Source organism: Haloferax sulfurifontis, from assembly GCF_014635105.1.
Lineage (GTDB): Archaea > Halobacteriota > Halobacteria > Halobacteriales > Haloferacaceae > Haloferax > Haloferax denitrificans.
Genome location: NZ_BMCI01000003.1, coordinates 15,747 through 29,087 on the forward strand (window position 1 = coordinate 15,747; position 13,341 = coordinate 29,087).

General features: G+C 69.5%; 5 protein-coding genes. 3 read left to right on the plus strand and 2 right to left on the minus strand.

The features are described from left to right. Positions 1-21: 21 nt before the first annotated feature. On the minus strand, positions 22-4,557 hold the full coding sequence (locus IEV64_RS08420) for a DUF7997 domain-containing protein (protein ID WP_188423648.1): 4,536 nt from the start codon (positions 4,555-4,557) through the stop codon (positions 22-24). 174 nt (positions 4,558-4,731) lie between these two features. Between IEV64_RS08420 and malA the strand changes: the two genes are divergently transcribed. The 3 genes from malA (at position 4,732) to IEV64_RS08435 (ending at position 10,922) form a co-directional block, all read left to right on the plus strand. Next, positions 4,732-6,771 carry an alpha-amylase MalA gene (gene malA / locus IEV64_RS08425; RefSeq protein WP_268237522.1) on the plus strand — a complete coding sequence of 680 codons (2,040 nt, stop codon included), beginning with the start codon at positions 4,732-4,734 and terminating at the stop codon, positions 6,769-6,771. A 95-nt stretch (positions 6,772-6,866) separates the two neighbouring features. Further along, complete coding sequence (gene gghA / locus IEV64_RS08430; protein WP_188423649.1) at positions 6,867-9,341, plus strand: glucosylglycerol hydrolase; 2,475 nt, start codon at positions 6,867-6,869, stop codon at positions 9,339-9,341. Between the two features lie 282 nt (positions 9,342-9,623). Then, a complete protein-coding gene (locus IEV64_RS08435; protein WP_004970535.1) occupies positions 9,624-10,922 on the plus strand; it encodes an MFS transporter in 1,299 nt (432 codons plus the stop codon). Between the two features lie 72 nt (positions 10,923-10,994). Here the strand turns inward: IEV64_RS08435 and IEV64_RS08440 are convergent, their stop codons facing one another. Beyond that, on the minus strand, positions 10,995-13,340 hold the full coding sequence (locus IEV64_RS08440) for a DUF7846 domain-containing protein (RefSeq protein ID WP_188423650.1): 2,346 nt from the start codon (positions 13,338-13,340) through the stop codon (positions 10,995-10,997). Position 13,341 lies beyond the last annotated feature (1 nt).

Here is a 13,341-nt window from a genome sequence, read left to right on the forward strand (position 1 = left end):
CTGGCGGCCGGCCGTGCCGCCTCAGAGCGTGAAGCGCGAGACGGTCGTGCCGGCTTTCGTCAGGTCCTCGTGGGTCGCCGCGGCGACGGTCACCTGGTTTTCGCCGTACTCGATGGCGACTTCGACTTCGAACGATTCGCCGTCGGGTTCGACGAGTCGGGTCTCGCCGGGCGTCTTGACCGCGACGACGGCGGCGTCGGTCTGCCCCGAGACGACGAGTTTGTCGCCCTTGAAGCGCGTGCTCACGCGGAGCGACGGTCCGTCCGGGCGGTCGGACTCGACGTACCGCTCGCGGAGGAACGCGGGCGTCTCGACGGGTTCGCCCGCGTCGACGCCGTGGGCGAGGCGGACGTACTGGGCCATCGACCACGCCAGCGGCGTCGCACTGCCGGTGCCCTCGCCGAACTCCCAGTTGTAGTCGGTCGCGTGCTCGCGGTCCCAGACCTGCTCTGCGAGCATGCGGCCGGAGTTGGCGAAGGCGGCCATCGTCCGAAGTAGGTTGTCCGGCGCGAGGTCGCCCTCCTCGGTTCCCGCGAGAAGTTCGTACTCGCCGCGCTCGCCGGTGAAGATGGGCCACAGCCGGCCTTTCCCCTTCGCGTCGACGGACCACGGCGCGCCCTCCTCGTCGCGCTCGCGCTCGCCGTAGCCGTCGCCGTTGTACCGGTAGAACGCCGGGCCGTGCGGCGTGTCGACGCGGATGGTCTCGTCGACCTCCTTCACCGAGTTGCGGATTATCTCGTCGTCGGCGGGCTTGATGCCGAGGCGGGTCAGTTCGAGGAAGCCCGCGTCGATGATTTCGCGCTCGTCGAGCGTCGGCCCGTTGTTCGCGAGCGTCCGCAGGTGTCCGGCGTCGGGTTCGCCGTCGCGGGTGACGCGGACGTAGTACGGCGTGTGCGTGTTGCGGTCGGTGCCGGTCCGCGTCGCGGTCCAGTCGTCGACGCGCTCGGTCCAGTCGTCGGCCAGCGCCAGCCAGACGAGCGCGTCCTCGGAGTGGTCCTCGTCGAGCGCGATGGCCGCCGCACAGCCGAGGCCGGCGATTTCGGCCGCGATGGACGACGGCGAGTAGCCGGCTTCCTCCTCCCAGCGCTCCTGTGCGGTCGGCGGCCCGTTCCGCGCGACGTAGTCCGCGGAGTGCTTGACGTTCTCGTAGCCGTAGCCCACGTCGTCGAAGGTGACGCCGCGCTCGTGGAGCATGTACGCCATCACCTGCGGGAACGAGATGTTGTCCATCTGCTCGCCGCCCCAGCGGGTCCGCCCGTTGAGGTAGGTGTTCTGCGGGATGAAGCCGCGGTCGTCCTGCTGGTAGGTGTAGATGTACTCCAGCGCGTCGATGGCCGTCTCGACGTCGCCGACAGCCTCGAAGACGGTGAACACCTGATAGAGGTCGCGCGACCAGACGAAGTTGTAGCCGTACCCCTTCGGCTCCTCGGCGGCGACGGCCTCGCCCCACGGGACCGACGGCGAGGCGAGCCCCGCGCCGAGGTAGGTCTTGTCCTCGACCGCCCGCAGGCTCATGAGCGCGGTCTTGTACTGCGCGGCGAGGTCGTCGTCGGCGGCGACGGAGCCGGGGAGTTCCTTGTCGGCGAGGAAGTCGGCCCACGAGTCGACGTAGGCCGACCGGGCCGTCTCGTAGCCGCGGGTGAGCGCGCCGGCCGCCTCGCCGAGCGCGGCGGCGGTGTCGGCGTGTTCGGCGAAGCCGAGCGCCAGCGTCTCGCCGAGCTCGTCGCCCGTGCCGATGCGCCCGACGAGCACGACGTTCTCGTCGTCGACGCGCTCTTGGGCGCTCGGGAGCGCGCCCTTCGAGAAGAAGTCCGCGAGGTACCGCGAGCCGGCGACGCCGACGGTCGCCCACTCGAAGCGGCCGGCGGCGGTGAGCGCGATGGCGACGCTGTACTCCCTGCCGTCCCGGTCGATGAGGAGCGGTTCGTGGCCGTCGCCGGCGTCGAACGCGCCGGCGTCGCGGGCGACGAGGTGGTAGCTCCCGAGCTGGCCGAGGCGGATGCCGCGGTCTTTCGTCCCCGTGTTCGCCAGCGCCGTGTCGGCGATGGTGTACAGCTCGTAGTCGTCGCCGTCGATGGACACGAACTGCACGTCCGCGAGCATCGCGTCGTGTTCGGGGTCGAGGACGTACTCGACGGTGAGCTCCCACTCGTGGCCGCGGCCGTCGCCCGTCTCGGTGACGACGTGCCGGAAGACGAGCGCGTCGTCGTCGACGATTTCGGCCCGGCGCTCGACCGTGTCGGCGTGGTCGTCGCGGCGGGTCTCGTTGTGGGTCCGCGCGGTGTACTCGTCGTCCGGGTCGGCGTCGACGACGAGGAAGTCGAGCGTCCGGAGGTTCATCAGGTCGACCCGCGGGAAGCGGACCTCGGTCAGCGCGCCCTCGGTCAGGGTGAACCAGACGCGCGAGGGGTCGTCGGCGTAGTGGTCCGCGACGGTGCCGATGCCGTACTTCTCGCCGGTCGTCCACCGCGGCCGGTTCTCCGGGCCGGTCGGCGCGGGCTTCGGCGCGGGGAGCGCGTCGATGTCGGCGAGGATGGCGGTCGTCTCCATGCGGATGGCGTGGGGCCACCCCAGCGGCGTCGCGCTGTCGAAGCCCCCGTCGTCGAACACCTGCTCTGCGAGGTAGCCCGCGTCGGTCGTGAAGGGGCCGTCGGGCTGGAGCAGTTCGTAGAGGTTCGTCGCGCGCTCGACGAAGCGGCGGCCGTCCTTCCCGAGGCGGTCACAGAGGACGCCGAACTTCGCGGCGGCGTTCGCGCCCCACGCGGTCGAGACGGACCAGACCTTCTCGCCGTCCTGCCCGTCGGCGCGCCAGTAGTCCTCTTCGAACCGGACCAATCCGGCTACGTCGCCGCGGGGGTTCCGATAGAGCCCCTTCAGCGTCGCGGCCATGTGCTTGACGAGCCGGTCGGCGGTCTTCGAGTCGACCTCTCCGACGTCGGCGTAGGCGTCGACGGCGTCGACGAGGGCGAACGTGGACGAGTCGAGGCGGTCGTCGAGGCCGCCGTTCCCGTCGATTCGGAGGGCGTACACCTCTCGCTCGTCGGACCAGAGCTCGTCGAGCCCCTCGCACACCGCGGTCGCCTGCTCGGCGGCGTGCTCCCGGAGGTCGTCGTTCACGGGCGCGGTGGCGACCGTGGCGTACGCTTGGAGGAACGTCGCGGTCGTGTGCGTGAACCGGCCGCTCATGTTCTCCCACGCGTTCTGACAGGGCTTCGGGAGCCCGTCGGATTCGAGACTGCTATCGAGTCCGGAGACGCCCGCCGCGACGGTCGAGCGGATGCGCCCGACGAGTTCGTCGTCGAGTTCGTCGCGGCGCTCGGCGAGGAGCGACGCGAGCGCGGCGACGACGCTCGCCGTCTGGTCGGCCTGATACTCCTCGTCGCCGGTGCCCTCGACGCGGCCGTGCGCCCAGCCCGGAGCGACGGTCCCGTCGACCGCCCAGACGCGGTGGGGCCACGTGCCGTCTTCGAGTTGCGTCTCGCAGTAGAACGCCGCGCTCGTCGCGAGGCGGTCGCCGAGACCGAGGCCGAAGGCGTCGTCGGCGTGCGCGAGCGCCTGCGTGACCTCGGCGTCGTCGCGGAACCACGTGTAGCCGTAGCCGCCGGAGTGGGCGTAGAACGGGTCGAACTCGGGGCCGGCGATGCGCGCGCCGCTGGGGGCGGTCAGAAGCGACAGCGCCCGGAGGTCGGCGCGGACGATTCGCTCGCGCGGCGTCCCGTCGGGGACGGACACCTCGGCCTGCTCGCGGGCGGCCCCACGGAGCGCGTCCGCGGTCGCGTGCTGGACCGAACAGTGTCGGAGGTCGGCGAGGGCGTCGGTCCGCGCCATCTCGTTGTGGTCGGAAAGCTGGGTGACGAGCGTCGTTCGCGCGGCGCGGCCCTCCTGTTCGAGCGGGGCGCTGACGACCACGTCGCCCGAGAGGTGGGTGTCCTCGTAGCGGTCGAGGACGGCCTCTCGCGGGAAGTCGAAGCTGTCGTCGGAGAGAATCTCGTCGAACCGCTCGGGAATCTGCCCCCGAACGTCGGTGAGGCCGGTCGACGCGGTGACGTAGTCGTGTTCGTTTCGGTGGAACACCTCGACCGCTTGGGTGTCGTTCGGGCCGCCGGCCTCGTGGATGAGCCGGCCGACCCGCGTCTCTCGGCCCTCGGGGGCGAAGGTGAGAAACGCCGTCAGGTGGGCGTCGGTGGGAATCGCACCGCGGAGTTCGACGTGCGTCACGTGGGCGCGGCCGAGCGTCAGGTCGTACTGGTGGACGGTGTACTCCCCGGCGTCGTACTCGGTCTCGACGAGGCTCGTCTCCCGGTAGTAGTGCTGTCGCACGGACTCCAGTTCGTCGAACCAGTGCGTCTCGCCGTCCGTCTCGATGCCGAACCGAGAGCGGTCGATGCCGTAGAGGCCCGAAAGAGAAGCGGAGTAGTCCCGGAGGGAGCCGTCGAGGCCGACGTAGACGAGTCGGTCCCCGTGACCCGAAAACGCGCCGTCCGAGGTCTGGCACTCCTCTGGGAAGCGTCCGCCCCGGTCGCGCTTGTATTCGTTTAACGCGGTCCGAAGTCGCATAGAGGTAGACGAGGGTCCCGAACCATAAGTATTGGCCGCCCGTTTGCCATCATTTATGCCTGTAGACCGACGAATTCGGGAGACGCCGGCGCGACTCGGTAGAACCCGTCTCTCACCGGAACGCCGGTCACTTCAGGGGTAAACTCAAAGTCACCCGGCACGTTGATTGTGAGTATGCAACACCCAGGACCGCCGCAGTTCATGGCTGTCGGCGAGTCAGTACAACTCGCACCTCGCGACCCGGACCCCGACGCAGACTACTCGTGGCGGGTTCGGAGCGCGCCGGTCGCAAGCAGTCTCGAACTCGACGAAGACACCGCAGTCGTGCAGTTCACGCCCGACGCGGCCGGGCGGTACGTGGTCGAACTCGACGCGCCAGACGTGACGTACACGCTCACCGTCCGCGTCTTCCCCGGTTCCTACCTGCCCGCCGGCTCGGTCAGGAGCGGCGCGAGCGGGATGAGCGGGATGAGCGGCTACAGCGGACAGAGCGGCTCCGCGCGCCCGACGGGGTCCAGCGGCGGCGCGTCCGGCTCCGGAAGCGGCGCCGGCGACGCCCAGCGGGGACGGGGCGGTCGGCCGCGCATCAGGCTCGACGCGACCGTCGAGGACGGCGTCGTCGTCGTCCGCGCCGACCCGCACCCGAACCCCGACAGCGACACCGACCGCGACGACCTCGTGGTCGAGTTCGTCGTCGACGACCGCGACGAGGTGGACGACGCGGCCGTCGAGACCGACGGCTGGGAGCTCCGCGTCCCGCTTTCGGCGATTGGCGACCGGCTCCGCGTCCACGCCGTCGCCCTCGACGAGACGTACAGCGTCCCCGACACCGTGACCGTCGAACGCGAGGCCATCGCCGACGGCGGGGTCGCCGAGGCGGAGACGGAGGCGGTACGGGCCGACGTGACGGGCCACACTGACGGCTCCGGCGCGCAGGAGGCGTCCGTCTCCGTCTCCCGGCCGAACGACCCGCCGCAGTGGGCCCAAGAGGTGACGCTCTACGAGATTTACGTCCGCGGCTACGCCTCGGACGTCGAGGACGCCGACAACACCTTCGAGGCGCTCGAAACGCGGCTCGACTACCTCGAATCGCTCGGCGTCGACTGCCTGTGGCTCACGCCCGTTCTGGAGAACGACCACGCGCCCCACGGCTACAACATCGTGGATTTCTACGACGTCGCCGAGGACCTCGGCACCCGCGAGGACTACGAGCGGTTCGTCGAGGCCGCCCACGACCGCGGCATGAAGGTGCTTTTCGACCTCGTGCTCAACCACTCCGCGCGCGCCCACCCCTTCTTCGAGGACGCCTACGAGAACCCCGACTCCGAGTACTACGACTGGTACGAGTGGCAGGAGAACGGCGAGCCGGGCACCTACTTCGACTGGGAGTACATCGCCAACTTCGACCACCGGAACCTCGAAGTCCGGCGCTACCTGCTCGACGCGGTGGACATGTGGGCCGAGGTGGTCGACGGCTTTCGCTGTGACATGGCGTGGGCCGTCCCCGACACGTTCTGGCAGGAGATTCGGGACCGCGTGAAGGCGAAAGACCCCGAGTTCCTGCTTCTGGACGAGACCATCCCCTACATCGCCGACTTCCACGAGGGCATGTTCGACATGCACTTCGACACGACGCTGTACTTCACCCTTCGGCAGGTCGGCCGCGGCGACGAACCCGCAGAGCGCGTCCTCGACGCCATCGAACAGCGGACGCAGGTCGGCTTCCCGGACCACGCGTCGTTCATGCTCTACCTCGAAAACCACGACGAGACGCGCTACATCGTCGAGTGCGGCGAGGACGAGGCGCTGGCCGCCGCGGGCGCGCTGTTTACGCTCCCCGGCGTGCCGATGGTCTACGGCGGGCAGGAAATCGGCCAGCGCGGCCGCCGCGACGCCCTCGCGTGGGACCACGCCCGCGACGACATCCGCGAGCACTACGAGCGACTCATCGAACTCCGCGACGAGACGCCCGCGCTCCGGCACGACGGGACGTTCCGCCGCATCGACTACGAGGCCGACTCCGACCGCGCGGTCGCGTTCGTCCGCGACCACGACGACGGCTCGTACCTCTGTGCGCTCAACTTCGCCCCCGGTTCGACCACGGTCGACGTCGGCGACCTCGCGGTCGACGCGACCGACATCGTCTCCGGTGACTCCGTCGCCGCCGAGGGCGGCGTCCGCGTCGACGACGTGGTCGTCTGCCCGCTCGCGTAACGTCCGCAGACGTCCCGTTTCCACGTTCGCGTCGTCTCCGATTTCGCCTCCACCTCCGATTTCGCCGCCGTTCGACCCGACCAGCCCGATACACCATGAGCACGAACTCCCCTATCCCGACCCTGCACGCCGACCGAACGGACGACCTCACCTCGTGGCACGAGTCGGTCGTCGAGAGCAACGACGACGACTTCTCGGCCGCCAAGACGCTGACGACGAAACTCGGCGCGCACCGCCGCGACGGAGTCGTCGAGTTCGGCTTCTGGACGCCGGACCTCGTCGAGGCCGGCGTGCCGGAGGCCGCCGTCGAACTGGAACTGCTGACGCCGCCGGCCGACCTCGACCCCGGCGAGACCGACCACCGGCGCGTGACGTTCGACCGCCACCGCGTCCCGACGCGTCGGGTCGGCGAGTACCACTGGGCGGCCGTCGAGGGCGTCCGCGCCGGCACGCGCGACACCCTCGGCGCGCTCTACCGACTCGTCTACGAGGGCGACGACGGCGAGGAGCGAACGGTTCAGGACCCCGTCGCGTACTCGGTTCCGTTCGGGGCGTTCGCGCCCGCGGAGGTGTACGACCTCGACAGGCTGGACGAGACCCGCGCCGACCGCGCCTACTTCGAGGCGCTCGGCACCGACGACGAGCGGGTGGCCACGACCGACGACGGCGGCCTCCCGCGTATCGACCCCGCGACGAGCATGCTCGAAATCCACCCCGGAACCGCCACGGAACGCGGGTCGCTCGCCGGCCTCGCCGAGGTGTACGAGGGAATCGCCGCGAAACAGCGCGCCGGCGACGACCTCGCCCCGTGGGAGCGCGCCTTCGCCGGCTACGACGGGATTCAGTTGATGCCCGTCGAGCCGTTGACCGAGAACGAGGCGGAACACGACTTCTGGACGGTCGCCGACGGCTCGGCCGGCGAGGTGACGGTCGACGTCGCCCGCCCGGAGATGATAAACTGGGGCTACGACATCGTCGTCAGCGCCTTCTCCGCGCCGAATCCGGCCGTCCTCGAAACCGGCCGCCCGGACGAACTCGTCGACTTCATCGCCGCCTGCCACGACCTCCCGCGACCGATAAAGGTCGTCTTCGACATCGCGCTCGGCCACGCCGACAACCGCGGCGCGGAACTCCTCTCGGACCGGTACGTCCTCGGCCCGGGGATGTACGGCAAGCACCTCGACTACACCGAACCGACCGCGCGCGCCGTCTTCTTGGAGATGCAAGAGCGCAAGATGGACTTCGGTGCCGACGGCATCCGGGTCGACGGCGCGCAGGACTTCACCTCCCACGACCCCGAGACGGGCGAGATGTACCACGACGACGACTTCCTCGCGGAGATGGACCGCGTGACGCAGGAGGTCGCCGGCACGGAGTACCGGCCGTGGATGATTTACGAGGACGGGCGGCCGTGGCCGCGCGAGGACTGGGAACTCGCCTCCTCGTACCGGGCGCTCATCGAACAACACCCCCACTCGTTCCAGTGGTCACCCATCACCTTCGCCCACAACACCCCCGCGCTTCTCACCTTCTGGGCGACGAAGTGGTGGCGCGTCCGCGAGGTCGGCGAGTTCGGCGGCAACTGGCTGACGGGCGTCGCCAACCACGACACCGTCCGCCGGGGGACGCAGATAGACCCGACGGTCGAGTTCAACCAGTCGCCGGTCAACCCCTACCTCGGCGACGACTACCCCGAGACGCTGAGCGAGGCGTACGACAACGCCGCGTCGTCGATGCTGTTCCACTGCTTCCTGCCGGGCGTCCCGATGGACTTCGTCCACGCCAACATGCGCGCGCCGTGGGGGTTCGTCCGCGACACCGACCCGACGTGGAACGTCAAGGTCGTCTCCGACGAGTCGAAGTTCTGCTACTGGCAGGTGCGCGACGAGGACTTCGAGGACGACCGCTTCTTCCGGCGCGTGAAGGACCTCGGCTTCGACTCCCGCGAGGGACTGTTGACCTTCATGAACGCCCTCTCGTCGGCGGTCGGCGCGACCGACTACGACCTCGACGTGATGGCGGCCATGCTCTCGGCGATGGACCAACCGCTCGGCGACGACCTCTCGGCCGCGGACCTCGAAGCCTACGGCTACGCGTGGATGCGCGACGTGCACGACTTCGCGAACCTCGGCCACTGGCGCGACGAACAGGACGACGAGCGGACCGCCTTCCGCCTCGAAACCCGCGAGTTCCGTCACGACCGCCCGTGGCTCCTCGCCGACCTCGATGCCGACGACGACTACTTCACTTACCGCCACCCGACCGACGGGACGGTCCTCTACTACGGCTTCCGAACCGCGCCGGACAGGGGCGACGCGACCGACTCGACCGGTGGCGAACAACTGCTCTTCGCCGCCAACATGGAGGGCGTCCCCGTCGAGGTGTCGCCCGCGACCCTCGCCGACGACGCGGCCGGGGACGCGAACGCGCCGGCCGTCCCGACCGACGGCTGGGAGCCGGCGCTCGTCGCTCCCGGCGTCGAGGAACCAGACGGTTCGACCGCCGCTTCCAATCCGCTCGCGGTCGAACTCGCCAACGGGGCGGCCGTCGTCTGGCGGCGCGACCCGTAGCCGACGGGAGAGAACTCACCACCAGATTCATACTCTCCGAGTGTTTTTGGACGTATGTCCATAGTGCAACTCGGTATATTATCGGATAATATGGGTAATATACTCCTTATCTAGTTCAATTCTCTAAACACTCGGTAAGTGTTTATGGAGAATTGTGGACAGTACTTTTCTATGATGTCTCTGTGCTATCCGCTACATGATGTTCAAACTAATGCAGAAGAACGGTGGGATTGTACACGATTGTGCTCCTATTTCGGAGGTTGCTGTATGGGTCTCGTAAAGATGACCAAGTGGCGAACGCTCCTTCTCGCCACTATCGGGTTCAACTTCTCCTTTCTCATCTGGTTCTCGTTCGCGCCCTTCACGGGGCCGATGGCGGAGGAGTTCGGGCTTTCGCTCGCCGAAATCGGCATCTTGGCGAGCGCGGCAATCTGGCTCGCGCCCTTCGGCCGCATCCTCACCGGCTGGCTCTCGGATAAGTTCGGCGCGCCGGTGGTGTTCGCCATCGTCCTCGGCTACGTCGGGGTGTTCTCGATGGCGAGCGCCTTCGCCGAGAGCTACACCGTGTTCTTCGTCGAGCGCCTCATCGTCGCCACGGCGGGCATCACGTTCGTCATCGGCATCCAGCACGTCTCGGAGTGGTTCGAAGAGGAGAACCTCGGCATGGCCGAGGGCATCTACGCCGGCATCGGGAACGCCGGGGCCGCCGGCGGCGCGCTCATCCTGCCCCGCGTGTTCGGGGCGGACTGGAGCGGGCCCCTGTTCCAGAGCAACTGGCGGGCGGCGTTCTTCTACACCGGCGTCGTCTCGATTCTGCTCGCGGTCGCCTACTACCTCCTCGGCGAGGCCGCGGCGAACGACGAGCGCCGGCAGGCGACCGCCGACAACGCGACGCTCAAGCAGTGGGTCCACACCGCGACCCGCTACGGGACCGTCGCGCTCGCGCTCGCCTACGTCATGAGCTTCGGTCTCGAACTCTCGATGAACGGCTGGCTCGCCACCTACTACCGCGAGGCGTTCAACACGAACAACCTCGTGCTCGCGAGCACGTTCGCGGCCACGTTCTCCATCGCGGCCGGCCTGCTCCGGCCCATCGGCGGCTACGTCAGCGACGTGCTGGCGCGCAAGGAGATGGACATCCTGCCCGTCTTCGAGGGCCGCTACCGCGAGCAGTGGACGTTCGTGTCGCTCTCGTTCATCGTCGTCGCCATGCTCGTCATGACGCTCGCCGGCCTCTCGGGGACCGTCCTCATCGCGGTGGCCGCCGGCTTCATGGTCGGCATGGCCTGCGCCTTCGCTGAGGGCGCTATCTTCGCGCAGGTCCCCGCGATGTTCCCCAACAGCTCGGGGGCCGTCGCGGGCGTCGTCGGCGGCGTCGGCACCATCGGCGGCATCACCTACCCGCTCGTCTACTCGTCTGTGCTCCTGCCGAACCTGCACGTCGGCTACGCGCTCGTCGCGGCGACGATGGTTCCCATCGTCCTCCTGAACGCGTGGGTCTACCGCCCGCACATCGCGAAGCGCGCGACCGTCGACGGCTTCCTCGGCTCGTCGGGCTCGACCGGCCCGGCCGACGACTGAGCCGCCGACCGCGACGTTTCATTTTTTCCCGACGCCCACACTCCCGCGAGCCGCCGGCTCTCGACGCTCGCCTCAGGCGACGCGCGCGTCGGTCTCGACCGAGACGCCGTCGAGGTAGTCGCCGTCGGGGCCGACCCACTCGCCTTCCGTCCCGCAGTCGGTGGTCAGCCGGCAGACGCGGGTCTCCGGCGGCCAGAGAACCCGTATCTCGCCGCCCGAGCGCTCGACCGTCACGGTCTGTCGGTACGTGACCGTCTCGCCGAAGTCGCCGACGTAGGTCACCGCGAGGTCGACCTCGCTCGCGCCGGGCGGAATCGACAGTCGCTCGGGACCGGCGGCCAGCGGCCGGTTCGTCACGGCCACGCCCGCCGGCGAAAGCGACCACTCGACGGTCAGGTTCTCGGCCGTCGCCGCGTCGTAACGGGCGTAGCCCGCCTTGGTCTCGACGCGGACCGACGCCGTGTTCGCCCCCGCGGGCGCGCCGAGCGTCGTCGTCGCGTCGACCCGCTCGCCGGCGAGCACGTCGAGTCGGGTCAGGTCCGGTTCGACCGCCTCGGTTGCTCCGGTCCACGTGCCCCGATAGGTGAACCGATACGGCGTTCGGTTCGTGGCGTCGAGGACCGCGAAGTCCCGTTCGGCCCCGTCGTCGAGTGCGTACACCACCGGACCGTCGAACCCGGGGTCGTTGCGGAGCGTCTGGAAGGGATGGGCCGACCAGTCGCCGTAGGGGTCGGGGTGGAAGACGAGCGCCTTCGTCTCGTTACCGGCGGCGGACGGGTCGCCGGCGACGCCGAGACCGTCGGCACCGCCCTCGATACCGCCGGCATCGACGCCCGGAAGCGACGGCGTCAGCGGCGGCTGTTCGAAGCCGGCGTCGAGGAGCGGTTCGTAGGTCGCCGCGAGGTTCTCGGTTCGGAGCCGGTTTTCGTCGTAGGGGTCTTCGACCGCGCCGACGGTCACGCCGCCGGCGAACAGCGCCGAGACGAGAAGCACCGAGAAGACGACGCCGCGGGCCTCCGAGGCCGAAAAGCGGCGGTGGGCCAGCCGGCGGAGGAGCCGAGCGCCGGCGACGACGCCGGCCGCGCCGAACACCGCCAGCGGGACGAGCGCGTCGAAGTGGTAGAACGGGCCGAGGAGGTCGATGAGGCCGTTTCGAAGACCGTTGTGCGTCCCCCAGAAGGCGGCGTTGCCGAGGAACACCGAGGCGAACACGCCCGCGACGACGCAGGCGAGGGCGTCGTCGGAGAGTTCGGTGAACGCGCGGTCGCGGCCGCCGAGTCCGTGGTGGCGGCGTCTCGCGCTCCCCCGGAGGTTTCGGCCGGTCTTGTGGCTCCACCAGCGGCGGGCGGTGACGCCGAGGCCGAACACCGCGGCGACGGTGCCGAGCCACCCCATCGGCCCCCAGCGTAACGCGAGTCGGTCGAGCGCCTCGACGGCGGTCTCGACGCCCATGGCGGGCGTGTAGACGACCTCGTAGTCGAGGATGGCCCGCTCGCCGAAGCCGATGCCGTCCCGCGGTGCGAAGGCGATGTACGGGAACGTGAGCGGGTCGCCCGTCACGACGGCGTTGTACGCGAGCGTCAGGCCGACGAACGCGAGGCCGGGGAGCGCGACGGCGGCGTACCGACGGAAGACGACCCAGCCGGTCCCCGCGCGGCGGGCGGTCGCCAGCGCCCACAGCGAGTGGGCGATGAAGGGCAGGGCGAACAGGACGGCGGTGTACGGGCGGGCGAAGAACGCCGCGCCGACGAGCGCGCCCGCGACGACGGCGTAGCCCGAGGAGTCTCGGCGGGCGGCCCGGACGTAGCAGACGGCGAACCCGAGGTTGAGCATCGTCGTCGGCGCGTACGCGAGGAACGTCGCCGAGGTGATGAGAAACAGCGGCGAGAGGCCGAGCAGGCCCGCCGCGACGACGCCGGTCGTCCGGTCGAACGCGTCGGCGGTGAGGGCGTAGACTAACGCGGCGGACGCCGCGGCGATGGCTCCCAACACGAGGTTCGGAAGCCCGACCGCGAGGCCGACCGCGAACAGCGCCGGCACCGCCGGCGAGTACTTCGAGTAGAGCTGGACGCCGCCGGGCGCGCTCGGCGTCTCTTGTACCACGAAGAACCACGGCCTGACGGCCTCGGTCAGTTGGCCGGGATAGAGGAACAGCTTGCCTTCGAGGAGCATCGCGGCCTGAGTGAGGTAGACGCCCTCGTCGTCGTTGACGGTGTGGTACGGAAAGAGGTCGACCGCGAGCCACGTCACGACGAGGCCGACGAGAAGCGAGACACAGAGCGCGGCGAGTCGCCGCCGCGTCCGGTTTCGGTCGATGTCGATGGAGAAGTCGGTGTCGAACGCGAGGCCGCGGACGGCGGCGCGAACGCGCCCGCCGAGCGGGACCCTCCGGCCCGTGTTCGAGTCTCGCCGACCCATC